We start from the raw sequence: 23,533 nt of genomic DNA on the forward strand, positions 1-23,533 counted from the left end.
CTAGTAATCCGGGTTGCTCGGGATCACGAGTCCTGTTTCGTAGGCGTAGACCACCACTTGGACCCGGTCCCGCAGGTGCAGCTTGGTGAGGATGCGCCGGACGTGGGTCTTGACCGTGGCTTCGGACAAAAAGAATTTGTGGGCGATTTCGGCGTTGGAGAGCCCTCCGGCGATAGCCTCCAGCATCTCGGTTTCGCGGGGCGTCAATTCTTCGAGCAGTGGATCGCGGGCTGGGGCTGCGGCCTGGCCGGGAACGCGGCCCCCGCGGACGTAGGTTTCCAGGAGCCGCTGGGTGACCCTCGGAGCAACCACGGCGTCGCCGCTGGCCACGAGCCGGACGCCTTGGACCAACTCGGCAGGCGCAACATCCTTGAGCAGGAAGGCGGAAGCCCCAGCTTGCAGGCCGGAGAAGGCATACTCGTCGAGGTCGAAGGTGGTCAGGATGATGATCCTGGCGTTGGTTGACGAGGCCGTGATCCGCCGTGTGGCTTCGATTCCATCCATGGCGGGCATCCGGACGTCCATGAGCACGACGTCGGGTTCCAGTTCCTTCACCTTCCGCACGGCTTCGGCACCGTCGGAGGCTTCGCCCACCACTTCGAGGTCGTCCTCGCCTTCGAGGATGAGCCGAAATCCCATGCGTAGCAGGGGCTGGTCGTCGACCAATAGAACCCTGATGGGAGCATTGTCTGTCATGATTTCCCCTTGTCGCCATTCCATTTCAGCTCCGCATGGACCCGCCATCCGCCGTGGATTCCAGGACCGGCATCCACGGTTCCAGCATAAATTCCCGCACGTTCACGCATTCCCGCGATGCCTTGGCCCGTGCCCAAGGCCGCCTCTTCGGTTCCCGGCTCCCGGGAGCCCCTGCCGTCGTCGAGCACTTCAATGGTGACCGAGTCACCCTCCCGCACGATCCGCACATCCACTTGACTCAAGGAGCGCCCGTACCTGAGCACGTTGGTCAGGGATTCCTGCACGATCCGGTAGACCGTGAGTTGCAACGCCGGGTCTTCAGGAAGGGCAGGGCCCGTGTGTGAATAGTGCAACGGCAGCCCCGCCGTCCGGAATCCGTCCAGGAGTTTGCTCAGGTCGTGCCCGGAAACCAAGGGCTCCAGGGGCGCCGGGCGCGCGGAGTCTTCCCGCAGCACGCCGAGGACGCGGCGCATATCAGCCAGCGCAGTCCTGCCGGTGCGCGAGAGTTCGCCAAGCACCTCACCCGCGCGCTCAGGATCCTTCTTGACCACGACGGCGGCACCGTCCGAGAGGCTGATCATGACCGTCAGCGAGTGGGCCACGACGTCGTGCATCTCGCGGGCGATCCGGTTGCGTTCGGTGACGGAACCCAAGCGGGCCGTGCGGGCAGCCCAAGCCCTGATTTCGCTCTCATGCTCACGCCGCTGCCGCACCGAAATGCCGATGCCGGTGGCGATCAGGTTGGACAACAAAATACTGACCGCCGCCGCAATGTTGCTGATGAGGTGGAAATTCTCCGGAACCGCCTCTCCGTTGGCAGGGGCCGCCGGACTGGTCCACATGAAGAGATACACGAGCGTCAGGGGCAGGCTCGCCGCGCCGAACACCGTCAACGCGAAGGTCCGGGCCCTCGCCACGGCCACCGCATACAGCGCAAACCACAATCCCGCCGAGACGTTCGAACCCCAGGGATTCAGCAGCGTCACGGCCACTTCGAGGACCGCAACGGTCGCGGTGACACTCAGCGGATTGCGGCGTCGAAGGAACAGGATGGCGGCGATGGCAACGAGCAGCAGGGCGGCGAACCATTTGCCGTCCACGATGGAGCTGATCAGCGTAGGCAGTGCCAGGAGCGAATAGCAAAGCACCACCACCGCGTCCATGACGCGCGGGTGCTCAAAGAGATAGCGGCGGATCCTGCCACGGCGGCGCAGCGTGATTTCAGCAAAGGACGCGTCGGCCACGTGGGCCGACGCGTCCTGTGCTGGCAACTCTTCACTCATGGCTTGAGCCTAGTGGGCTTGCGCGGAGAGGTTGTCCATGGATCGCAGATCAAGCGATTGCGAATCAGACGTCCCGCTTCTTGAGCGCAATGAGGGCAGGAACCATGAACAAGATGACGTAGCCAAGGAACACGAGGCCGCCCGCCCACGGATCCAGGGTGCCGTCGACGTGGCCGATCGACAAGAAGCGGCCGCCGGCTTCACTGGGCAGGTACTGGGGGACGTACTTCCAGAAGTCTCCCGGTGCGAAGCTGAGGAACTGGCCTGCGAACGGGAGGACGAACATGATGCCCACCAGGACGGTGATGCCGCCGGCAGGGTTCTTCAGCAGTGTTCCGAGCGAGAGGCCGATCAGCGCGACACCGGAGACATAAAGGCCGCCGGTGAAAACGCTGTAAAGGACGCCGTCCGTGTTCCAGCCGAGGTCAAGGCCAAAGTTGGCGAACATGGGTGAGGCCAAGAGGAAGGTCACGACGCCGGCCACGACCGAAAGGATATAGGAGACCACAACCAGGACCACGGCTTTTGCACCGAAGGTGGAGAGCCGCCCCGGCGCCGCATTCATGGTTGACCGGATCATGCCGGTGGCGTACTCAGAGGCGATGAAGAGCACGGCCAGGGATCCCATGACGAGGATGCCGATGTTGAGTCCGGCGTTCGGCAGGTTGTAGAGGCTGAATCCCGATCCCGGCGGGAAGGAGTCAACTGCTTGCTGCACCGTTTCCTTGTGACCCTGCCGGCCGACTTCGACCATCTGGTTGATGAAGTTCCAGCGGACGAGGGCGGACAGCAGGCCGATGCCGACAATGGCCACGAAGGTGAGGAGCAACAGGATCTTGGTGCTCATGAGGGTCCGGAACTTGATGGACTCGGAGTTCAGCACCCGGAGGAAAGTGACGCCACCGGTCCCGGCTGACGGGATCGCATGTTTCTTGCTGACGGTGGTGGTGCTCATGACTGGATCCCTTCCATGGTGGCAGCGGATGTGGCGCCGGCGCTGGCAGGGCTTCCGTTCAGCGTCCCGCCTGGCGCTGCCGGTCCGCCGGTGATGTGCGAATGGTATTCCACCTCGTCCTTGGTCAGCTGGAAGTAGGCTTCCTCCAGTGACGACGTGAGCGGAGTGAGTTCGTAAACCAGCACGCGGTTGTCGAGGGCGAGCTCTGCGATGCGGATCGGCTCCACCCCGTAGATTTCCAGGGTTTCACGTTCGTTCTGCTCCACCCGGACACCGTCGCGGGCCAGCAACTCGGACAAGCGGGTGGTCTCCGAGGTACGGACCAACGTGCGCTTGCGGCTCTGGCTCTCGATCAGCGCATCCACCGTGGTGTCGGCAATGATCTTGCCGCGACCGATCACAATGAGGTGGTCGGCGGTCTGGGCCATCTCGGACATCAGGTGGCTGGAAATGAAGATGGTCTTGCCCTGGCTTGCCAGGTAACGGGCGAGGTTCCTGACCCACTGGACGCCCTCGGGATCCAGCCCGTTGACCGGTTCGTCGAGGATGAGCGTCTGGGGATCACCCAGCAATGCGTTGGCGATGCCAAGCCGCTGGCCCATGCCGAGGGAGAACCCTCCGGCCTTCTTCTTGGCAACTGCGGTGAGGCCGGTCATCTCGATGACTTCCTCAACGCGCGAGTTTGGAATCCCGTGGGTCGCTGCCATTGCGCGCAGGTGGTTGTACGCACTGCGGCTCGTGTGCACCGCCTTTGCATCGAGCAGCGCTCCCACTTGGTGGAGCGGGGCTTTGTGCTGGGAGTAATGCCGGCCGTTGACAATGACGTCGCCCGACGTCGGGCGGTCGAGACCCATGATCATGCGCATGGTGGTGGACTTGCCGGCGCCGTTCGGGCCAAGAAAGCCCGTGACTTTCCCGGGCTGTACGGTGAAGCTGATTCCGTCCACGGCTGTCTTTGCGCCGTAGACCTTCCTCAAGCCTGTTGCCTCAATCATGGAAGCGTTCCCTCCGCTTGCTGCAGCTATGTGGTGACTGTACGTACAACGCTATCCACCAGTACGGCCGAATTCGCCGGTCTCAGGGATGATTCAGGGGCAGGTCAGGGTAGTCCCTATGGATGATGCCGGCCGCGCCCAGGGCTTGCAGGGCACTTGGGAGAGCATTAGGCAAGCGGTGAATACACCCGAAGCGCACGACGGCGGACCGTGAACTCCGCGGTCCGCACACCCGGCAACGGCTCGCCGTCGACCGCAATCACGAGCGGCTCTCCGATCGCTTCGATGCTGATTTTCCCGGCCTCGCTGAGGTGGGTCACCTTCGATGTACTCACGGTTCCAGTGAGGACCGCCCACAGCAGACGCAACCGCGCAAAGGGCTCGTCGGCCGTGACCATGCGGATATCCAGCACCCCGTCGTCGAGCACGGGCCGCGTCAATGGTGCCAGGTCCCGCGGGTAGTAGCGGCCGCGGCCTATGTAGAGGATCCACAGCTTGTGGTGCACTCCGTTGATCAGGAGAGTGGTGGGGGTTGCCGCCCCGAAGGTGCGCAGACCCGCGACGAGTCCCGCGAGGGGTTTCCCCATGGCAGGCTGAAGCCGCTCGCGGCGGCGCACCAAGTTGGGGTACACGCCAACGCTGGCAGTATTCAGCATGATGAGCTCCGCAACCTCGTCCTTGCCGTCGATCCCACGGCCGGCGCTCACGTGGCCCAGATCTGTCCACGCCGCGGCGCCCGTTTTGGCGGCCTTAAGGGCGCCTTCGAGGGACCGTGCGTCCACGTCGCGAGCAAAGTGGTTGAGCGTTCCGCCCGGTAGCACCAGCAAGGGCAGTGAGTGCTCGACGGCGGCCGCTGCGGCCGCGCCGACAGTTCCATCACCGCCCCACACGCCCACGGCCTTCGTCCCGGGCCGCCCTGCTGTGGCCTGGATTTCGGCAGCCACGTCATCGCCATCGGAAATCAGGTTTATATACGCCTTGGGGAATATTTCTCGGAGCTGGGTTTCGGTGTCCGGCGAGTAGGAACCGCCGAGGGCGTTGACCGCAATACTTAGCCCCTCGCCGTCGCCGACTGCAGGCGCGTCGGCCGGTGAACGGTCCGTGTCCGGAACCGGAGGCCGGGCCGGCCACCACTTTCGCGTCAGGAGGGCCGCTCCGGCTCCGATCGCGGAGCCCAGCACGACGTCGGAAGGCCAGTGGGCGCCCGTATGGACCCGGGAATACGCCACACCCGCCGCAACAGGAGCCAAAACTGCACCAAGGCGGGGATCCACCAGCGCGACGCCAAGAGTGAATGCCACCGCAGACGCGGAATGGCCCGAAGGCATCGACGAGCTTGTGGGCTGCGGGTTCACAAAACGGAAGACCGGAAGGTGCTCGGGCAACGGCCGCGTCCGTGGAAGAAGCGTCTTGAAACCCAGATTGGTGACGGCGGATGCCACCCCAAGGGCCAGGAGTCCATGGATCGCGGCCTGGCGGGGCTTACCTGGAATTGCCGCACAGACGCCAGCTACGGCAAACCAGAGCTTGCCCTTGGTAGCGGCCTCCGAGAGGTTTTTCCAGACAGCATCGTGCCGGCCCTCCGGCCACCGGGAAACCGCCCGGACAATGGCGCGATCGAGCCGCGCCACGTTTCTCACGTCCCAATGGCCCCATCGCAGCTTGCTTCCCATCCCACCAGACTATCGGCGGGCTGGTTAGGATGTGGAGATGGTGAGGGTCATTCTCCCCCGCAAGCTCGATCAGGGACGCACCATTGTCATCTCGACCGTGCTGCTCGCAATCGCCGCGGTCCTCGGCGGCATTCTGCTTGCGGGGGATCGAAACCCGCCTTTCCAGGGCGTGGACGACGCATGGCAAGCATTCATGGCGACCCTCCACGCACCGTTCTGGGACAGCCTGAACATCGCCCTCAACTGGACCGGCTACACGGGAATGCTGGTCTTCCACATTCTGCTCGCCTTGGCATTGTTGATCCGGAGGAGACCCCGTTCGGCCGTATTCTCCGCCATGGCAGGACTCAGCGTGATGTTGCTGACCCAGTTGCTCAAGTTGGTCATTCACAGGCCGCGTCCCCTCAATGCGCATGTGGCTACGGACACCTATTCATACCCATCGGGGCACGTATCCGCTACCACGGCATTCGTTCTGGTGATAGCGCTCCTCATCGGCCGCGCCTGGACGTGGCTGCTCGCGATCGGCGGAATGCTGGCCATGATGATCAGCCGAATCTATTTGGCTGCCCATTGGTTCACGGATGTGGTGGGTGGCGCTTGCTTGGCGTCCGCCGTCGTGCTTCTCTGGTGGCTGGCCTGTCAGAAAATATGCATTGTGGAGAATATAGACGCACGGCGCGCCCTGGAGTGGAGATCGAGGGTCGCGCGCCGCAAGCGGCACGTCGAGCGGAGCGTCACGTAGGGTAAACCATCAGGTAGCACTCGGTCTTCTCCAAGAGAGCGACAATAGTCTTCGGGCATGCTCTCAAAACCTCAACTCATCAACGGCGGCATCGGGGTGGCCGTCGTGGGCATTGCCGCCGGTGCCTTCTTCGTGCTGAACGGTGTGCCGCAAACGGCCGCCGATACTACCGCCCGCACCGTCGCGGTCAGCTCAGCGGACCTCGCCGCGGTTTCCACGGCCAGCGGAAACGTCTCGCCCGCAAGCACCACCGTCATCAATGCGCAGAACTGCACCGGGCCCATCGCCACTGTCTCTGCGGTGACCGGTCAGCAGGTCACGGCCGGGCAGGTGCTGGTCACCATTGATCCGACGAACGCCCAGAACGCGCTGGCCGTTGCCCAGGCGCAACTGGATTCCGCCGCGGCGCAGGCAAACCAACAACAGGCCTCAGCCAGCAACCAGGTGGCTTCGGCAAGCCAGAGCCTCACGAACGCCCAGCAAACGGCCAACCTGGACGCGAGCCAGCAGGCCAGTGCCGTGGCCGCCGCGCAGACGGCCGTGAACAATGACAATGCGACTGTCGCCACGGCCCAGGCCGCTGCCAGCGCCCAGCCGAGCAGCCAGCCGGCCCAGAACGCGCTCAGTGCAGCACAGGCCCAGCTTGCGAAGGACAACCAAGCACTGACCCAGGCAGCCAACCAGCAAGCCAGCTCGGCCCTCAAGGACAAGGAGCAGATTGCCTCGGCAGCGACGGCCCTCAATTCCGCCCAAAGCGGTGGCGGCGCCACATCCAACACCACGTCTGCCCAGATTGCCGTTGATACCGCAACCAAAAACCTGGCGTCCTGCTCACTCGCGGCCCCGGTTTCAGGTACTGTCACCGCCGTGAACGCCGTCGTCGGCGGCAACGCCGGCAGCAGCTCCGGCTCTTCCGGATCCTCGGGTTCCGGCTCGTCCGGGGCTTCCGGCTCCTCCGGCAGCTCTTCCACGAGCGCCGCGAGCACCTCGTCCTCCGGACTGATCACGATCAGCGACACCGCGCACCTGCAAGTCATCGCCAACTTCGCCGAATCGGACATTGCCGCCATGAAGACCGGCGACTCGGCCACCTTCACCTTCCCGGCGCTCAAGACCGACCCCTCCGCGGCGCCGGTCACAGGTACCATCACGGCGATCGCCCAGAACGCCACAACCACCAACAACGTGGTCAGCTATCCCGTGACGATCTCCATCAAGAACCCTCCGGCCGCCCTGCGGCTCGGCCAAAGCGCAAACATCTCCGTAACCACGGCGACCGCCAAGAACGCATTGACTGTGCCTTCGCTGGCCATTACCACCACGGGAACCAGGCAGACCGTCAACGTGATGAAGAACGGGACGGCGACGGCGGTGACCATCACCACCGGGATCACGGACAACGGCCGCACCCAGGTGCTCACCGGACTCAGCGCGGGCGACCAGATTGAACTCCCGGCCATCTCATCCACCCTGGACACCACCGGCACCACCGGACGGACCGGGACGGGCGGACTTGGCGGTACGGGCGGATTCGGTGGTACCGGGGGCGCCGGAATTACGGGCGGCACCGGTGGCACACGTGGAAATGGCGGGTAAGCAGCCGTGAACGACGCTGTCATCCAACTGGACTCCGTGAGCAAGATCTATGGCAAAGGGGAAGCCGAAGTACGGGCACTCGATTCCGTCAGCATCTCCATTGACCGGGGCGACTTCGTGGCCATCATCGGCGCCTCGGGCTCCGGAAAGTCCACCATGATGAACATCATCGGCTGCCTCGACGGCGCCACCCAGGGGACGTATCACTTGGACGGCATCGATACCGGGACCCTGGATGAATTCCAGCTCGCGCAGATCCGCAACCGGAAAATCGGCTTCGTCTTCCAGAACTTCAACCTGATACCGCGCACGCGGGCCGTGGACAACGTCTCCATGCCGCTCGCTTACGCAAAAGTGCACCGGAAGGAACGGCGCGAGCGGGCCCTGGAAGTACTCGATTCAGTGGGTTTGGCTGAGCGGGCGGACCACAAGCCTTCGCAGCTGTCCGGTGGACAGCAGCAGCGTGTTGCCATCGCCCGGGCACTCGTGACCAACCCGGTGTTGCTCCTGGCCGACGAGCCCACGGGAGCTTTGGACACCAAGTCCTCGCACGAAATCCTGGATCTCTTCGAGTCCTTGCACGCCAACGGCCGGACCATTGTGATGATCACCCACGAGGCGGACGTCGCGGCGCGGGCCAACCGCGTTGTGCGCTTCCAGGACGGTCACATCATTGAGGATCACAGGATCCGCGCCGTTAATGCCCACCCTGTAGCCACGGCGGTGCCGGCATGATGATCGCCGAATCCGTTCGCTTCGCCCTGACGGGGGTGATGGCCAACAAGATGCGCTCCATCCTCACCACCCTGGGCATCTTGATCGGCATCGCATCCGTCATCATCCTGCTGGCCGTAGGAGCCGGAACCTCCAACGCCATCAAGGCCCAGATCGGCAAGCTGGGAACCAACGTGCTTACGGTCAGCCGCCAGACGACGGCGGGCGGCCGCGCAGCAGGCGGCGGACAAGCCGTCACCGGTCCGCGCTCCCGCGGCACCAACCTCACGCTCCAGGACATGGCCGCGCTGACAGATCCCGTTATGGCCCCCGACGTCGCCGCAACAGCGCCGGTAGTCACGGCACAGAACGTCACGGGTACTTACCAGGACGCAACCCATGCTGTCGCAACCTTCGTGGGGACCACGCCGTCGTACTTTTCCATTTCGAACGACACGCTTGCGGCGGGGTCCTACTTCAGCGACGGTGACGCCAGCAGCGGCACCGCAGTGGCCGTGATCGGCAATACCGTGGCGCAGGACCTGGTGGGAAGCTCTGTGACCTCGGCCGTTGGGCAGACCATCGCCCTCAATGGCCAGAATTTCGTGGTCTCCGGCGTCCTGGCTCAAAAGGGGTCCTCGGGGCTCAACGATCCAGACGACATTGTGGTGATCCCCTACAGCGCAGCCCAGGACAAGTTCACCGGGTACTCGCCGTCCCTTGCCTCCATCACGGTCCAGGCGAAGTCAGCGGACGTGATGAACCAGGCCCAGAACGAGGTTCAGATGATCCTCGATGCCAGGCACAACGTCACCTCCGCCAATCGTGACTATCAGGTGCGGAACCAGGCGCAGATCCTCACGACGGCCACCACCACCACGGCCACGCTGACCATCCTCCTGGGGGCCGTGGCCGGCATTTCGCTCCTGGTTGGCGGAATCGGCGTCATGAACATCATGCTCGTCACGGTCACTGAACGCACCCGCGAAATCGGCATCCGCAAGGCGATCGGAGCCTCGCGCGGCAGCATCGTGAGCCAGTTCCTGATCGAATCGCTCATCATTTCGCTGATCGGCGGGGTGCTGGGAATTGCCGCGGGCTACATCGGCAGCGCCTTCCCCTTGCTCGGAACGCAACCCGAAGTCCAGTGGTGGACCGTGTGGCTGTCGTTCCTGGTATCCGCTGCGATCGGCCTGATTTTCGGAATCTACCCGGCCAACAAGGCGGCGAAACTACGGCCGATCGACGCCCTGCGGTACGAATAGCCGCCCACACTTCCACCCCCCAGCAACTCAAAAAAGAAACAGCCAACAGGAGATCCACAAATGTCCTATTCACCACCGGAGCCCGGCCCCACGAACCAGCCGGAGCCCCAGCAGCCCTACACCCAGCAGCCCCACGCCGGACAGCCCACCGCGGTCCTGCAGGCCACCGGCCAGGAACCCACCGGGCAGGGTTGGGGCCAACCTCAGGCGCCCGAGCCGTTCGTGCCCAAGAAGCGCTTCCAGATGGGCCGTCTGACGCAGATCCTCCTTGCCGTGCTTCTCGTCGCCGTGGGCTTCTTCGGAGGCGTCGGCGTCACCAAGCTCATGGATGCTGGCCAGGCCCGTCCGGGCCGCGGCCAGTTCCAGAACTTCAACGGCCAGGGCGGCCAGGGCCGGAATCGGCAGAGCGGAGCTCCCACCAACGGGGCATCGCCGAGCGCCATTCCTACGGCTCCCGCCACCTCGGCCCCGTAGCACCGCTCGTTGTAGCCACCCAACGGACTCGCAGTTGTTGTCGTTTTGACGCGTCATAACGACAAAAACTGCGAGTCAGTTGCTTTTAGCGAGGGGCTTCGCGGCGCCGGCCAGCCACAGGGCAATCAGGATCGGCACCCCGATGGCAAGGAGGGCCATGTGGATGCCGGTGTGGTCACCCAGGTATCCCAGAAGCGGCGGGCCGGCTAGAAACGCCACATAACCGATGGTCGAGACCACCGAGACGCGTGCGGCCGCGTGTTTCGGGTCATCGGCAGCAGCGGACATGCCCATCGGGAAGGCCAGGGCTGCGCCGATACCCCAAAGGGCCGCACCCACCCCGGCAAGGACGAGGTTGCCCGCGAAAACGAAGAGAGCCAGGCCCACCGCTGCGGCGGCCATGCTGACCCGCAGCACGGCTACGCGTCCGAACCGGTCGATCGCACGGCCGCCAACGAAACGCATCAAGGTCATCGCCGCCACGAAGAGCGCGAACAACAGGGCGCCCGTCGATTCGGAAGCATTCAGGCCATCCACCGATGCCTTAGCGATCCAGTCGTTTCCGGCGCCTTCCGTCAGGGTCGCCCCAAGGACCACGACGCCGATCAACAGGGTGCGGGAGTCCCGCCAGGCGGAGGGACCCTTCACGGCGGGCGCGCCGTCGTCGGGCGCCGTTCCCGTGGTCTCGTGGGGCATGAAGTAGCGCGGCGCGGTCAAGGTGAGAAGAACCACGACGCCGGCAATGACCAGCAAGTGCTCCGGAAGTCCGACGCCTATCTCGGAAAGCGATGCACCAATCAGCGCACCCACAAAGGCGCCCCCGCTAAAGGCTGCGTGGAACTGCGGCATGATGGTGCGCCCGAGGCGATGTTCGACGTCGGCCCCCTCAATATTCTGCGAAACGTCCCACAGACCGACTCCCACACCGAAGAAAAACAGCGCCAGCGCGGTGCCGGCTACGGATTCAGCCATCAAGGAGAAGGCAATAGCCGCTCCGGCGGAAGCGGCAAGGAGCCCCGCGGCGCGGACGGTATTGGCCGTACCGATCCTGCCCACAACCCACCCCGCGGAGGGCAGCGCCACAAGGGACCCGACGGCGGTGCACAGTAGGAGGGTGCCCATCTGTCCGGACGTAAGGTGCAGGGTCTGGGTGACGGCGGGGATGCGCGCCGCCCAGCTGGCAAATACCAGCCCGTTCATGCCGAAGACCAGGAAAGTGGCGATTGCCGCGGCCTTGACGTTCGGAGCGGTTCGGGTGCTGGTGGTCATACGATCACAACTTCCACGGAGAGATTTTCAAGTAGGGTGCGTTCTTCGGTGCTTGGCTTCCGGTCCGTCACAATGACATCTACCGCGTCCATGGCTGCAACCAAGGCCACGGCCTGTGCATTCCATTTGCTTCCTGTGCAGGCCACGATCACCCGGCTGGCCGATTCCAAGCCTGCCCGCTTGATCGCGGCGTCCTCGAGATCGTGCGCCAGCAGGCCGTCCTTGAGGTTGATGGCACACGGCGTCACGATGGCGGCGTCAAAGCGCAATGAGCGGATGTTGGCCTCTGCCATTGGTCCCCGGAATGACTGCTCTCCGGGAACCAGGCTGCCGCCGGGCAACAGGAGGCCCGGACGCCGTCCAGAGGGAAGGTCCGTGGCCAGGAACTCCACCGCGCGTAGGGACATCGGCATGATGGTCAGTTCACGCTGCGCGAGCCGGCGCGCGATCTCCGTTGCCGTTGAACCGCTGTCGAGCCACACATGATCGCGGTCGCGGAGCAGCCGTTCGACGGCGACGGCGATCCTCTCCTTGGCGTCCTGGTCCTCGAGTTCGCGCTGCCCGTAGCCGGGGTTGTCGCCGCGGTCCACGAGGCTGCGGGCCCCGCCATGCACCCGGCGCAGGACACCGTGGGAAGCGAGGATTTCCAGGTCGCGCCGAATAGTGGCCCCCGATGCCCCGCATTCGACAACCAGTTCGTCAACGGTAATCTCTTCGCGCTTGCGCAGCAGCTCGCCAATGAGCCGGTGGCGGTCAGCAGTCCTCATGCTCATATGCTATCCAGAAATGATCATTTCATCATCTTTGGTGATCATATGGCCGCGTGGGTGCGGCGTGTAAACCGGTCGCGTGAGCTGGCAGGCACCCTGCGTGCCGAATGGCTTAGACGCTCGCTCACCTATGCGCCACTTTCCACCGACGCTCGCTCACCTATGGGGCACTTTCGGCCGATGCTCGCTCACCAATGGTGAGCGAGCGTTCCGCGATCACACGCCATAGGTGAGCGAGGGTTCGAAGGCGCGGGACGGCGTCGTGCGTTCCCGGGCCCGCATCGGGACCCGGGCTCGGCGCCCGGACGAAGTCGGCTGGAAGTCAGCGCGCCCGCTCTACCCGCGACTCGTCCCAGACGGGCTCGTCGGACTCGTAGACTTTGCCGTCGGATCCGAAGACGAGGAAACGGTCGAAGGACTTCGCGAACCAACGGTCGTGCGTGACGGCAAGAACGGTGCCCTCGAACGCGTCGATCGCGCGCTCCAAGGCTTCGCCCGAGTGCAGGTCCAGGTTGTCCGTGGGTTCGTCCAGGAGCAGTAGCGTGGCGCCCGACAACTGGAGGAGCAGGATCTGGAACCGCGCCTGCTGCCCACCCGACAGCGACTCGTACTTCTGCTCGGCCGAGCCCACTAACCCGTAGGAGTCGAGCGCGCCGGAAGCGGCTTCGCGGCCCAGCCCGGAACGGTGTTCGTCACCGCGGTGCAGGATGTCCAGGAGCGTCCGGCCCAGGAGGTCCGGGCGGGAATGGGTCTGCGCGAAGAATCCGGGTCGGATCCTGGCACCCAGTTTGACGGTGCCTTCGTGCGGAACTTCAGCGATTTCGACGTCGGAAACCGGCAAATGTTCGCGCTCCGGGTCGGTGCCACCGGCGGCCAGGAGCCGCAGGAAGTGGCTCTTTCCCGAGCCGTTGGAACCCAGCACGCCGACCCGGTCTCCGAACCAGATCTCGGTGGAGAACGGCTTCATCAGTCCCGTGAGTTCAAGCTTTTCAGCCACCACGGCGCGCTTGGCCGTCCGGCCTCCCTTGAGGCGCATGTGCACGTTCTGCTCGAGCGGCAGGGCCTCGGGCGGCCCGGCCTCCAGGAACTTGGCGAGCCGCGTCTGGGCGGCCTGGTATTTGTTGGCCATGTCCGAGCGGAAGGCCGCCTTGGTCTTGTACATGATGACGAGTTCCTTGAGCTTCAGGTGCTCCTCGTCCCAGCGCTTGCGCAGTTCCTCGAATCGCGCATTGCGGTCGATCCGCGCGTCCACATAGGTGCCGAAGCCGCCGCCGTGCACCCAGGCGCCGGCGCCGTTGATGCCGGGTTCCAGCGTCACGATGCGGCCTGCGGCATTGTTGAGCAGCTCGCGGTCGTGGCTGATGAAGAAGACGGTCTTCTTGGATTCGTTGAGTTTGCTTTCGAGCCAACGCTTGCCGGGAACATCGAGGTAGTTGTCCGGTTCGTCGAGGAGCAGCAGCTGGTCAGGTCCGGAGAAGAGCGCCTCAAGTACCAGCCGCTTTTGCTCGCCGCCCGAAAGGCTCGACGCCCGGCGGTGCTGTGCGCGGTCAAAGGGGATGCCCAGTGCGGCCATGCAGACCTCGTCCCAGACGGTCTCGACGTCGTACCCTCCGGCGTCTCCCCAGTCCACGATCGCCTGGGCGTACCGCATTTGAGTGGGCTCGTCGTCGTGCTCCATCATGGCGAGCTCGGCGTCCTCGACCGCCTTGGCGGCCGCGGCGAGGGCCGGCGGCGCGGCCGAAACGAGCAGGTCGCGGACGGTGGATTCGTCGCGGACCTGGCCGACGAACTGGCGCATGATGCCCATCGTGCCGGAACGGCCTACCACTCCCTCGTCAGGCGTAAGGTCGCCCGCGATGATCTTGAACAGGGTGGTCTTTCCCGTTCCGTTGGGCCCGATCAGGGCTGTTTTGCTGCCGTCCGGGACCTTGAAGGTCACACCGTTGAGCAATTGGGTGCCGTCGGAGAGGAAGTAGTCGATGCCTGAAACGTCAATATGGGCCACGCGTTCAATCTTCCCACGGACCGCGGGGGACTCCTCAGCCGCCCAGGTGGTCCGCACCAACCGCGCCAGTGAGATACCGCTGGATTGTCGGCCCCAACGCCCGGACGACGACGGCGTGCGGCGCCGAGGCGATCGGCTCCAGTTTGACGAGGTATCGGGTCAGGATGAGTCCGGAAAGCTGCGATGCCACCAGGTTTCCGCGCCACGAGGCCTCTTCCGCAGGCACCCCCAGGCCCGCGAGAAGCGGTTTGATAGCGCGGTTCAGGATGAACTCGCGGACCAGTGCGGCACTCCACTCGTGCTGCATCGCCGTGCGCAAAACCGCGACGCCGGCTGCCCCCGCTGGCGAGTCCCACACGGTCAGGAAGCGGGTCACCAGCCTCTCCCCGACGTCCTCCCGTGGCCCGTTCAAGACAGCCGACACGTGGTCCTTGGGATCCACGGGTGATTCGAGCGCAGCCATGAACAGCTGCTCCTTGGTGCCGAAATGATGGTTGATCATGGACGGATCCACGCCGGCCTCGGCCGCGATGGCCCGGACTGTTGCGGCGTCATATCCTTTGCGGCTGAACTGTTCGCGGGCCGCCCTGAGAACTGCGTCCCGGCTGCTCACTTGTCCGGGGCGGCGCCCCCTGTTCACACCGACTTCCGCGTCACGGCGGACTTCCGGCGCGCGAAATCGGGGGCGTGCTCCGGCCGCGGGCCGAAGGCGATCATGAGTGCTGGAAGTTTCCGGAACCAAGGAACGTGGAGCGCGACAAAGACCACTGGACTCGGCGGGCCCATCAACCGGCCTTTCACAGCGGGACCGAAGACCGCTTTCTGAATGACAAGCTGCACATTCTGGATCACCACGGTGGGGAACCATCGCCGCTTCTGCACCGAAGCGAGATCTGACTCGCCAAGGGTGCCTTGAAGCAATGGGCGGGCGATGCGCTGGGCAGCGGCGACGGCATCCTGGATGGCGAGGTTGATCCCCACACCGCCCGCGGGAGACATGGCGTGGGCGGCGTCTCCGATGAGGAGCAGACCTGGTTTGTGCCACGGCTTGATCCGGTTGAGCTTCACGTCGAGCAAATGGAGATCGTCCATCGAGCTGATTTCGTCCACGCGGTCCGCGAGATCCGGGCGGATGCGGGCCACGCGGGCACGGAAGCTCTCCACCCCTTCTGCGCGCAATTGCGGGTCCTTGCCCTTCTCCGCGATGTAGGCGATCTGGTAAAAATCCTTGCGGGTCAGGCTGAGGAGGACATCGGCACCGGAGAAGCGGGGCATGATCGAGGCCAACTGTTCCTGCTCGTCCGCGTGCCGGGAGAGCCTGAACCACCAGGTGTCGAACGGCACGGGGAACTCGCGGGGGACCAGTCCTGCCTTTTGCCGGAGCACCGAGCCGCGGCCGTCGCATGCCACCGTCAACGTCGCGCGAAGCTCCCCCGTCCCGGTTTCGACGCCGGATGCCGCGTCCCGGGCGCGGTACGCCACCCCGGCGACCTTCCCGCCGTCGTCGTACAGCAGGTCCGTGGCCTCAGTGTTCATCCGGAGCGTGAACTGCGGCTCCTGCTGGGCGGCGTGCACCAGGAAGTTCAGGAGGTCCCACTGCGGAACCATGGCTACGTAATCGTAAGGCGGCTTGAGGCGGTCGAAGTCGGCCAGGGTCACCTCCTTGCCGCCCGCCGGGAGTTTGAAATTGCCGAGCTTGCTTTGCGGCAAGGCCCGGAATCCTTCGCCCAGCCCGAGCTCATCCAAGAGCCGGATGGTGGAGGCATGGACGGTGTCGCCGCGGAAATCGCGCAGGAAGTCGGCATGCTTTTCGAGGACCGTGACCTCGACGCCTGCCCTTGCCAGCAAGAGTCCGAGCATCACCCCCGCGGGACCGCCACCCACGACGACGCATGTGGTGCTTTCAGGCTGGTTCATGGCCACTCCCGGAGTTGACCTTCATTGCCGCAACTAATTCAACAAGCGTTGAATTAAGTGTGCACCCGCCGGAAATACCTGTCCAGAGGGCGCCCATCCCCCCTGCGACGCTCGCTCACATATCGCCCCCTTTCGGGCGACCCTCGCTCACATATCGCGGCGAATCCCGTGCAGCTGGGCCTGCCGCGGTCAGGAAATGTTCCGTTACGAGCCGGTGCGGCCCGTGTACGGGGTGTGTGGCAAGTTCGCGATGATCGCTGCGAACAGGACAATGTAGGCAACGAAAAACAGGACCCATAAGATGAACAGGCCGATCCCCACCCAACCGAGGATCTTTCCATCCTGGGCCGCTACCCCGAATCCCTCGGCTTTCTTAGCCTGCATAATTGGCCAAGGGTCCGAAAACAACGCCCAATGAGAAGATTCCGATCACGCCGAACACGGCCGCCAGGCGCGCGTGCCTCATGCCCTCCATGTACCACTGCAGCTGACCCATGCTCACAGGGCGCTGATCGGACGGTGGTGGGTCAGCGGTCTGCGACGCTCAGCCTGCCGCGGTCAGGAACGACTTGAGCAACGGGCCGCTGGTTGTTGCACCGAGGCCGCCGTCTTCCACGAACACTGCCACGGCGAGGTCTCCGTGCACTGCAACGATCCAGGCATGCGTCTTGGGCGGGTTGTCGTTTCCGAATTCGGCCGTCCCGGTCTTCGCGCCCACGGGCGCCCCCGGCACCGAGGCGAGAAAACCGGCGTGGCCGGAGGTCACCACAGCCCTCATCATGTCGCTAAGTGCTGCTGCCTCCGCCGGGGTGACCGGCTTGTCGGACGCCGGCGCGGCGGGAGACGCTGGCGCGGCGAGGGAGGCCGACGACGACGGCGAGCCAGACGCCGTCGGTGTGGCACCCGCGGAGGGTGAGGCTGCGCCGGGGTTCAGGACGAGTTGCGGCGACACCGGCGCGCCGTGTGCCACCGAACCGGCCATGATAGCTGCGGCGAGGGGAGAGAGCAGCACTTTGCCCTGGCCGATCATCGAAGCTGCGTGCTCGGTGCCGTCGGCGTTTCCCGGGACGGATCCCAGGAAGGCATCGGCCCCCAGCTTCGGGGCTTGGACTGCCACTCCCAATGAAGTTGCCGCCGACTCGAGCTGGGCTTGGCTGACCTTGTCCCTGGAACTGATGAAGGCCGTATTGCACGAATGCGCGAAAGCGTCACGCAAAGCAACAGAACCAAGAGACGACGCCGGATAGCCTTCGGCGTTCTTGAAGGTCCGGCCGTCCACCGTAATTGTCGGCGTGCATTCCACCTTGGAATCCGGCGTCATTCCATTGCGGATCAAGGCGAGGGAATCGACGATCTTGAAGGTGGAACCCGGAGCGTATTGGCCCAGCATTGCCGTGTTGTAGCCGTTGCTTCCGGGCCCGGAGGCCGCTGCCAGGACGGCGCCGGTGGAGGGGCGGAGCGCCACAATTGCCGAGGCCGGGCCGACCCCGGCCAAGGTGTCTTCGGCGAGCTGTTGCAAGCGCGGATCCAGGGTGGTCTTCAGCGGATCGCCGGCCTTGGCGTCGGCGGCAAAAAGCACCCGGCGGGGGTCGGGCTTCGCGGCCTTGATCTGGTCGTCGGTCATGCCTTGCGGCCGGGCCTTGATGGAGACCCCATCCTGGCCACGGAGCTGGCTGTCGTATTGTTCCTCCAGGCCGCCGGTCCCGACGACATCTCCCGCCTTGAGGGCACCCCCGGCTTTTTGGATCTGTTCGGCGCTTGCCTCAGCGACGCTACCCAACACGGCGCGGGCGAAGGTACGCGTCGGTGCCAAAGGCAGGGAATCAGGAATGCCACGGGCCCCCGGAATCGCAGCAATCTGCTGGTCAGTGATCGTCCGGCCCTCTTGACGCAGGGTGATGGCACTGACGAATGCCTGCGGGCCGGACGCCTGGACCTGCTTCACATACGCGGCTTCGTCCACGCCGACCAGTTGCGCGAGCTTCGCCGCCGAAGCCGCGGGATCCGCCGATCCAATCGCGGTCTTGTCGATGCCCACCTGAACCACTGGACGGTAGCTGATCAATTTCGCGTCCCCTGCGCCAAGGATCTCGGCCCTGGATGGCGCAGTGACGGTCTTGTCCAGTACCTCGCCGTCCTTAAGATCCGGCTCCAAGAGTGCCGAATTCCATTGGACGGCCCATTTGTCGCCCGATTTCTTCAGGGCGGCCTGGGAGGTGTACTTCCACTCCGCAGTTCCGATCTTCCACGTGAAGTTGAGCGGAACCGAGGCTTTGTCGCCGTCGAGCTTTACCGCGCCGCTTTCAACCGAAGGCTTGGCCGGATCGAGGGCCGCGAACACCGCCTTGAGCTGTTCATTCGCCGCTGCGGCATCCTTGCCGTCGACGGCGAGCGATCCGACGTCGAGCGCCGCGAGGGACGACGCGAGCTGCTTGGCAGCGCCCTCCGCTCCGGAGCGGCCGTCATCACAAGCGGCCAGCGAGCCGGCGATCATCAGGGCGGCAAGCCCCAGGACAAGATTCTTGGTTTTCCCCATTTGCGCCATTATGCCTTCTCGGGCCGACAGGAATGATACAAATCACAGCACGTTGCGCTTTTGTGATGGTTGAGGCGCTCAAGAACCAGGCCTCGCCCAACTAACTCGCAGTAAGTGTCGTTTTCGGGTGTCAAAACGACACTTACTGCTAGTCAGTTGGGTCCGACAGGCACCCAGGCTGCGCGCCAACCCTACTGACTCCGGATGATCCTGCGCTGGGTTGCCGCCGCGATGGCCGCGGTCCGGTTGTCGACACCCAGCTTGCCGTAAATGTGCACCAAATGGGTCTTGACCGTGGCCTCGGAAATGAAGAGTTGCTTCGCCATCGCACGGTTGCTCATTCCGGTGGCGAGGAGTTCCACGAGTTGGACTTCACGCGCGCTCAGGGCGTGCACCGGATTGCGGATCCTGCCCATGAGCCGCGCGGCAACCTCGGGCGCAAGGGCCGTCTGACCCGCGGCCGCAGCCACCACGGCCTGCCGGATTTGCTCAGGTGGAGCGTCTTTGAGCATGTATCCGCTGGCTCCGGCTTCCACTGCGGCGAGGATGTCGGCGTCGTTGTCATATGTGGTCAGGATCAGGACCGGCGGCGGGGGAGTCCCCGCCTCACCGGCTTTGATCTTGCCGGTGGCGGTGACGCCGTCCATCCCCGAGCCCATTTGCAAGTCCATGAGGACTACGTCCACCGGTTCGCCGAGGGCGTGGAGCTTCGAGAGTTCCGCCAATGCGGCTCCGCCGTCGGCCGCTTCCGCCACGACCTGGACTCCTTCGAAGTCGGCAAGCATGGCCCGGAGCCCCGCCCGCACCACGGGATGATCGTCAACCAGCAAAACCCTGATGTTGTTGGTCATGGGGACGCCTCAAGGGCTGCGTTGCTAGTGCCCAGCGGCAGCCGGATTGCCACCACGGTCCCCTCGCCGGGAGCCGACTCGACGTCGAGCGTTCCATTCAGGGCCGCTAGCCGCTCGCGCAGGCTTTTGAGCCCGACGCCGGTTCCGTCGCCACGGGTTGCCGCGGCAGCGGCCGCTGCGGGATCGAAGCCCGCACCGTCGTCGAACACGTCCATGGTTACCTCGGCATCCAGGAAGGACAGGGTGACGACGGCGGTCCTCGCCTGGGCATGCGCCCACACGTTCGCCAGGGAAGACTGAGCCGCGCGCAACAAGGTGGTCTGGTAGGGGTTGGGCAGCGCCACTGGCGTGCCCTGGAGCTCGAAACGGCAGCGCAACGTAGCTCCGCGTGCGGCCGCCTCGGCCTCGGTCTTGGTGCAGAGGCGCCGCAGCGTGTCTGCGAGCGAGGACTCGACCAGCTCCGGGGACCCCAGTCCCCGGACAAAATTGCGGGCTTCCGCCAGGTTGCTGGCCGCTGTCTCGCGGACAGTCCTGAGCCGATCGCGGGCCGCGGCGTTGTCACCGGCGTCGAGGGCTTTCTCCGCCGAGCGCCCCATCAAGACGATGCTCGAGAATCCCTGTGCCAAGGTGTCGTGTATTTCACGTGCGAGCCTTTCGCGCTCGGCCAGCGCACCGGCGTCGTGCTGGCTTTGTGCCAGCTCGGCCCGGGTCCGGCGCAATTCCTCAGCGGCGAGTCGCTGGTTCTCCGCCTCGACGTACAGCGCCCGATACGCCAGGCCCGTGACAACCGCGAAGGCGGCCCCGAAAAGAGGCCCGAGGACCATGGCAAGTTGCAGGGCATCCGCCCAGGCACCGCGGTTGTGGAACCACATCGCCGCGATCAGGAGTGTTGTGCTGACAGCAATCGCGGGGAGGGCGATGCGCCGCGGCAGGATATGCAGTTGCAGGAAGAACAACGGGAAAGCTATCCAAGCGAAATCCGGACTGATGAGCATGAGCAGCAGCCACAGGAAAACAACGACGGCGAGCCACCACCGCGCGTAAGGCTTCGGATCGAAGCGCTCAGGATGGCCGGCGTGCCTCTTTTCAAGGACCGTCCCCAAGAGGTAGACGGCAGCCAGCAGCAGGGCAAGGCCGAGGCCTGCCCAAGTGGCGAAGGGCGAAAGGCCCGCGATCGCAAGCCTGACGACTGCAACGAAGAGAAGCACCGCAAAACCAACGTGCAGGCTGACGCGCAGGACGCGCAAAATCATGGCCGAGCCACTTGGCTGCTGATGTGGCGCTGGCTGCGGCTGCGCCGTGGCTTGGGGCGAATCGTCTCCCTGCATGCCTTCCAGCGTAGCCTCGCGCGCCGACACTTTTACCCCGATTCGGCGGTATGCGGGCCCAATCAACCGAATGGTTGATCCGCGGGTCAATCAAGGCGACTGGAGGAGTCCATCCACTTCCCGATGTTTCACGCGCCCCCTGCCCGGAGAGTTGAAACAGGACCAGAAGATCGCCTCCGACCCAAAGGAATTCCATGTTTCTCGCCATACGCGACATCCGCTTCGCCAAGGGCCGCTTCGCCCTCATGGGAAGTGTCGTCGCCCTCATCACACTCCTCCTCGTCATGCTCTCCGGGCTTACAGCGGGCCTAGGCAACCAGTCGACGTCGGCCATCGCGGCCCTTCCTGTGCAGCAAATTGCCTTCGGCGCGCCGGCTGGAGGCGAGGCCAAGGCCTCCTATACGGAATCGGAGGTCTCCAACAAGCAGCTCGAAGCTTGGCGGAACCGGCCGGGTGTTGCCTCTGCCGAAGCCATTGGTATTAGCCAGACGCGGTTCCAGTCCCTCGATTCCGCCAATAATGCTGCCGGCACTGCGAACGTGGCGGTCTTCGGGGCCGACGGCGGCATCTCACCTGTGGCGGTGAAGGAAGGCGAGGTGGTGGTCGGGGAGTCCTTGGCGAAGGAACTCTTGCTGAGTACCGGGAGCAGGGTGACGGTAGGCGGTACGGGTCTGACGGTTTCCGCCATCACCCAGGACGAGTGGTATTCACACACCGGAGTCGTCTGGACCTCCCGGGCTACGTGGCAGAAGCTCGCACATATTCCTGCCGGGGAATCGATTGGGACGGTCCTTGCCGTGGAGTACGACGCCGGAGCCACCGTGGATCTTGACGCCGCCAATGCGGTGGCCGGCACTTTCAGCGCCACCCCGAGCGGCTCGTTCCAGGCCCTCGGCTCCTACAAGAGCGAAAACGGCTCCCTCATGCTCATGCAGGCCTTCCTCTATGGCATCTCCGCGCTTGTCATCGTTGCATTCCTGACCGTCTGGACTGTCCAGCGCACGCGCGACATCGCGGTGCTCAAGGCCATGGGCGCTTCGTCCGGCTACGTGGTGCGGGACGCGCTGGTCCAAGCAGGAATCGTCTTGCTCGCCGGCGCGGGACTGGGTGGCGGCCTTGGCGTTCTGGGCGGCTTCTTTGCTGCCAAGGCGGCCCCGTTCCTCGTGACCCCGCTAACTACCCTCGTCCCGATCGCCGGGATCGTGCTCCTTGGGCTTGGCGGTGCGGCGCTGGCAGTACGCAGCATCACCAGAGTGGATCCGCTTATTGCCCTCGGCGGCAACTAGGCCTGCCCCGAAACTTAATATTCCACGAAAGGCATATCAATGAACCCCGTACTCAACCTCGTCAACGTCACCTTGGAGTATCCGGACGGCGATTCCACCCTCAAGGCCCTGGATGCCGTGGATCTCAGCGTGGACGCCGGCGAATTCTTTTCCCTCGTGGGCCCGTCCGGCTCCGGGAAGTCCTCGCTCCTCGCTGTGGCGGCAACTTTGGTCCGGCCGGGTTCCGGGCTCGTTATCGTCGACGGCACGGTTGCCACGGAACTCAAGGACACCGAACTCACTGCCCTGCGCCGGGAAAAGGTGGGCATCATTTTCCAGCAACCCAACCTCCTGCCTTCGCTGACCGCCGTCGAGCAGTTGATCCTCGGCGACCATTTCCGGGGGAAGCCGGCCAAAGCGGCCCGCAAGCGCGCTACGGAACTGCTCGACGTCGTCGGGCTCGGGCCTTCTCTCAATAAGCGGCCGCACCAGCTCTCGGGAGGCCAGCGGCAGCGCGTGAATATCGCGAGGGCGCTCATGGGCCAACCCAGGGTGCTGCTCGTCGACGAGCCGACCGCGGCCTTGGATCACGAGCGTAGTGAATCGATCGTGCGGCTGCTGCGCCAGGTCACGGACGAGTTCGCGACGGCGACCGTCATGGTCACGCACGACACCGAGTTCCTGCCGCTCACCGATTCGGTCGCGACCATGCGGGACGGGCGCCTCGGTGCGCGCGTCCCCGTCGGGACACCCAAAGCGCGAACGGTCAGCCCCCGATGACAGCCTCGTCCTGGGCATCGTCATAGGCATCGCGGGCCTTGAGAATGCTGGGCACATGGTCCTCAGCCCAGAGACGCAGCAGGGTCAAAGGCTCCAGAAGGGAAGCTCCAAGCTCGGTCAGTTCATAGTCCACGCGCGGGGGCACCTGCGCGTGGACAGTCCGGGTGATGAGACCGTCGCGCTCAAGGGTGCGAAGGGTCTGGGTCAGCACCTTCGGCGTCACGACGTGGACCATCTTGCGAAGCTCGGAGAAACGGATGGGACCGTCCGCGAGGACCTGGACCACCAACGAAGCCCATTTGTCACCGATGCGCTGAAAGATCACCCGGGACGGGCAATCAGGGTCGAGGACGTTTGCCGGCAGGTCGTTGGTATCCATGAGGTAACTAAGTTCCTTTGAAGCTATCAGTATCAAT

Annotated in this window: 22 protein-coding genes; 7 read left to right on the top strand and 15 right to left on the bottom strand. The window is 64.6% G+C overall.

Features of this window, described 5'->3' with window-relative positions:
• The 5 genes from VLA65_RS15745 to VLA65_RS15765 form a co-directional block, all read right to left on the bottom strand.
• A complete protein-coding gene (locus VLA65_RS15745) occupies positions 1–696 on the bottom strand; it encodes a response regulator (RefSeq protein ID WP_059388839.1) in 696 nt (231 codons plus the stop codon).
• Positions 693–1,979 carry a sensor histidine kinase gene (locus tag VLA65_RS15750; protein WP_332603050.1) on the bottom strand — a complete coding sequence of 429 codons (1,287 nt, stop codon included), beginning with the start codon at positions 1,977–1,979 and terminating at the stop codon, positions 693–695. The genes VLA65_RS15745 and VLA65_RS15750 overlap by 4 nt, the downstream gene beginning before the upstream one ends.
• A gap of 64 nt (positions 1,980–2,043) precedes the next feature.
• Positions 2,044–2,934 carry an ABC transporter permease gene (locus VLA65_RS15755; RefSeq protein ID WP_284988529.1) on the bottom strand — a complete coding sequence of 297 codons (891 nt, stop codon included), beginning with the start codon at positions 2,932–2,934 and terminating at the stop codon, positions 2,044–2,046.
• Positions 2,931–3,929 carry an ABC transporter ATP-binding protein gene (locus VLA65_RS15760; protein ID WP_284988530.1) on the bottom strand — a complete coding sequence of 333 codons (999 nt, stop codon included), beginning with the start codon at positions 3,927–3,929 and terminating at the stop codon, positions 2,931–2,933. The genes VLA65_RS15755 and VLA65_RS15760 overlap by 4 nt, the downstream gene beginning before the upstream one ends.
• A 167-nt stretch (positions 3,930–4,096) precedes the next feature.
• A complete protein-coding gene (locus VLA65_RS15765; RefSeq protein ID WP_332603051.1) occupies positions 4,097–5,602 on the bottom strand; it encodes a bifunctional phosphatase PAP2/diacylglycerol kinase family protein in 1,506 nt (501 codons plus the stop codon).
• A 37-nt stretch (positions 5,603–5,639) separates the two neighbouring features.
• On the opposite strand from VLA65_RS15765, the gene VLA65_RS15770 reads away from it, so the two are divergent.
• From VLA65_RS15770 to VLA65_RS15790, 5 genes are read left to right on the top strand one after another with little or no spacing between them, the layout of a single operon-like run.
• Positions 5,640–6,347 carry a phosphatase PAP2 family protein gene (locus tag VLA65_RS15770; protein ID WP_059388841.1) on the top strand — a complete coding sequence of 236 codons (708 nt, stop codon included), beginning with the start codon at positions 5,640–5,642 and terminating at the stop codon, positions 6,345–6,347.
• Positions 6,348–6,404: 57 nt separating this feature from the next.
• Entirely contained in the window at positions 6,405–7,943 is a 1,539-nt protein-coding gene (locus VLA65_RS15775; protein ID WP_284988533.1) for an efflux RND transporter periplasmic adaptor subunit, read from the top strand.
• Between the two features lie 6 nt (positions 7,944–7,949).
• Positions 7,950–8,678, top strand: coding sequence for an ABC transporter ATP-binding protein (locus VLA65_RS15780; RefSeq protein WP_234752919.1), 729 nt, complete (start codon positions 7,950–7,952; stop codon positions 8,676–8,678).
• Complete coding sequence (locus VLA65_RS15785) at positions 8,675–9,922, top strand: ABC transporter permease (RefSeq protein ID WP_059388845.1); 1,248 nt, start codon at positions 8,675–8,677, stop codon at positions 9,920–9,922. The genes VLA65_RS15780 and VLA65_RS15785 overlap by 4 nt, the downstream gene beginning before the upstream one ends.
• A gap of 60 nt (positions 9,923–9,982) precedes the next feature.
• Positions 9,983–10,396, top strand: a complete 414-nt coding sequence (locus VLA65_RS15790) for a hypothetical protein (protein ID WP_332603052.1) — start codon at positions 9,983–9,985, stop codon at positions 10,394–10,396.
• Positions 10,397–10,471: 75 nt separating this feature from the next.
• Here the strand turns inward: VLA65_RS15790 and VLA65_RS15795 are convergent, their stop codons facing one another.
• The 9 genes from VLA65_RS15795 to VLA65_RS15835 form a co-directional block, all read right to left on the bottom strand.
• Positions 10,472–11,665 carry an MFS transporter gene (locus VLA65_RS15795; RefSeq protein WP_332603053.1) on the bottom strand — a complete coding sequence of 398 codons (1,194 nt, stop codon included), beginning with the start codon at positions 11,663–11,665 and terminating at the stop codon, positions 10,472–10,474.
• Positions 11,662–12,432 carry a DeoR/GlpR family DNA-binding transcription regulator gene (locus VLA65_RS15800; protein ID WP_332603054.1) on the bottom strand — a complete coding sequence of 257 codons (771 nt, stop codon included), beginning with the start codon at positions 12,430–12,432 and terminating at the stop codon, positions 11,662–11,664. Before VLA65_RS15800 ends, VLA65_RS15795 begins: the two co-directional genes overlap by 4 nt.
• Before the next feature lie 325 nt (positions 12,433–12,757).
• Positions 12,758–14,440: an ABC-F family ATP-binding cassette domain-containing protein gene (locus tag VLA65_RS15805; protein WP_332603055.1), complete on the bottom strand. Its 1,683-nt coding sequence runs from the start codon at positions 14,438–14,440 to the stop codon at positions 12,758–12,760.
• Positions 14,441–14,474: 34 nt separating this feature from the next.
• The gene (locus VLA65_RS15810) at positions 14,475–15,053 is read right to left on the bottom strand and encodes a TetR/AcrR family transcriptional regulator (RefSeq protein WP_284988539.1); all 579 of its coding nucleotides are present in this window, start codon (positions 15,051–15,053) and stop codon (positions 14,475–14,477) included.
• 23 nt (positions 15,054–15,076) lie between these two features.
• A complete protein-coding gene (locus VLA65_RS15815) occupies positions 15,077–16,357 on the bottom strand; it encodes an FAD-dependent oxidoreductase (protein ID WP_332603056.1) in 1,281 nt (426 codons plus the stop codon).
• Between the two features lie 204 nt (positions 16,358–16,561).
• Positions 16,562–16,741, bottom strand: coding sequence for a hypothetical protein (locus VLA65_RS15820; protein ID WP_332603057.1), 180 nt, complete (start codon positions 16,739–16,741; stop codon positions 16,562–16,564).
• Between the two features lie 160 nt (positions 16,742–16,901).
• The gene (locus VLA65_RS15825; protein ID WP_332603058.1) at positions 16,902–18,893 is read right to left on the bottom strand and encodes a penicillin-binding transpeptidase domain-containing protein; all 1,992 of its coding nucleotides are present in this window, start codon (positions 18,891–18,893) and stop codon (positions 16,902–16,904) included.
• A 191-nt stretch (positions 18,894–19,084) separates the two neighbouring features.
• Positions 19,085–19,744, bottom strand: a complete 660-nt coding sequence (locus tag VLA65_RS15830; protein WP_284988543.1) for a response regulator transcription factor — start codon at positions 19,742–19,744, stop codon at positions 19,085–19,087.
• Positions 19,741–20,997, bottom strand: a complete 1,257-nt coding sequence (locus tag VLA65_RS15835; RefSeq protein WP_332603059.1) for a sensor histidine kinase — start codon at positions 20,995–20,997, stop codon at positions 19,741–19,743. Before VLA65_RS15835 ends, VLA65_RS15830 begins: the two co-directional genes overlap by 4 nt.
• Before the next feature lie 269 nt (positions 20,998–21,266).
• On the opposite strand from VLA65_RS15835, the gene VLA65_RS15840 reads away from it, so the two are divergent.
• Together VLA65_RS15840 and VLA65_RS15845 are read left to right on the top strand one after the other, a co-directional pair.
• The gene (locus tag VLA65_RS15840; RefSeq protein ID WP_332603060.1) at positions 21,267–22,358 is read left to right on the top strand and encodes an ABC transporter permease; all 1,092 of its coding nucleotides are present in this window, start codon (positions 21,267–21,269) and stop codon (positions 22,356–22,358) included.
• Positions 22,359–22,397: 39 nt separating this feature from the next.
• Positions 22,398–23,117, top strand: a complete 720-nt coding sequence (locus VLA65_RS15845; RefSeq protein WP_332603061.1) for an ABC transporter ATP-binding protein — start codon at positions 22,398–22,400, stop codon at positions 23,115–23,117.
• Here VLA65_RS15845 and VLA65_RS15850 read toward each other — a convergent pair.
• Positions 23,104–23,496: a winged helix-turn-helix transcriptional regulator gene (locus VLA65_RS15850; RefSeq protein ID WP_284988547.1), complete on the bottom strand. Its 393-nt coding sequence runs from the start codon at positions 23,494–23,496 to the stop codon at positions 23,104–23,106. The two genes, VLA65_RS15845 and VLA65_RS15850, sit on opposite strands and share 14 nt — an antisense overlap.
• Positions 23,497–23,533: the final 37 nt, after the last annotated feature.

This window comes from Arthrobacter sp. S2(2024), from assembly GCF_036662515.1.
Classification (GTDB): domain Bacteria; phylum Actinomycetota; class Actinomycetes; order Actinomycetales; family Micrococcaceae; genus Arthrobacter.

Bases quoted from the DNA above. Each gene is read 5' to 3' on its own strand.
- VLA65_RS15765 (WP_332603051.1), bottom strand. From the start codon at position 5,602: ATGGGAAGCAAGCTGCGATGGGGCCATTGGGACGTGAGAAACGTGGCG.
- VLA65_RS15825 (WP_332603058.1), bottom strand. From the start codon at position 18,893: ATGGGGAAAACCAAGAATCTTGTCCTGGGGCTTGCCGCCCTGATGATC.
- VLA65_RS15755 (WP_284988529.1), bottom strand. From the start codon at position 2,934: ATGAGCACCACCACCGTCAGCAAGAAACATGCGATCCCGTCAGCCGGG.
- VLA65_RS15850 (WP_284988547.1), bottom strand. From the start codon at position 23,496: ATGGATACCAACGACCTGCCGGCAAACGTCCTCGACCCTGATTGCCCG.
- VLA65_RS15770 (WP_059388841.1), top strand. From the start codon at position 5,640: ATGGTGAGGGTCATTCTCCCCCGCAAGCTCGATCAGGGACGCACCATT.
- VLA65_RS15800 (WP_332603054.1), bottom strand. From the start codon at position 12,432: ATGAGGACTGCTGACCGCCACCGGCTCATTGGCGAGCTGCTGCGCAAG.
- VLA65_RS15745 (WP_059388839.1), bottom strand. From the start codon at position 696: ATGACAGACAATGCTCCCATCAGGGTTCTATTGGTCGACGACCAGCCC.
- VLA65_RS15785 (WP_059388845.1), top strand. From the start codon at position 8,675: ATGATGATCGCCGAATCCGTTCGCTTCGCCCTGACGGGGGTGATGGCC.
- VLA65_RS15795 (WP_332603053.1), bottom strand. From the start codon at position 11,665: ATGACCACCAGCACCCGAACCGCTCCGAACGTCAAGGCCGCGGCAATC.
- VLA65_RS15830 (WP_284988543.1), bottom strand. From the start codon at position 19,744: ATGACCAACAACATCAGGGTTTTGCTGGTTGACGATCATCCCGTGGTG.
- VLA65_RS15815 (WP_332603056.1), bottom strand. From the start codon at position 16,357: ATGAACCAGCCTGAAAGCACCACATGCGTCGTCGTGGGTGGCGGTCCC.
- VLA65_RS15835 (WP_332603059.1), bottom strand. From the start codon at position 20,997: ATGATTTTGCGCGTCCTGCGCGTCAGCCTGCACGTTGGTTTTGCGGTG.
- VLA65_RS15775 (WP_284988533.1), top strand. From the start codon at position 6,405: ATGCTCTCAAAACCTCAACTCATCAACGGCGGCATCGGGGTGGCCGTC.
- VLA65_RS15760 (WP_284988530.1), bottom strand. From the start codon at position 3,929: ATGATTGAGGCAACAGGCTTGAGGAAGGTCTACGGCGCAAAGACAGCC.
- VLA65_RS15845 (WP_332603061.1), top strand. From the start codon at position 22,398: ATGAACCCCGTACTCAACCTCGTCAACGTCACCTTGGAGTATCCGGAC.
- VLA65_RS15840 (WP_332603060.1), top strand. From the start codon at position 21,267: ATGTTTCTCGCCATACGCGACATCCGCTTCGCCAAGGGCCGCTTCGCC.
- VLA65_RS15790 (WP_332603052.1), top strand. From the start codon at position 9,983: ATGTCCTATTCACCACCGGAGCCCGGCCCCACGAACCAGCCGGAGCCC.
- VLA65_RS15820 (WP_332603057.1), bottom strand. From the start codon at position 16,741: ATGCAGGCTAAGAAAGCCGAGGGATTCGGGGTAGCGGCCCAGGATGGA.
- VLA65_RS15750 (WP_332603050.1), bottom strand. From the start codon at position 1,979: ATGAGTGAAGAGTTGCCAGCACAGGACGCGTCGGCCCACGTGGCCGAC.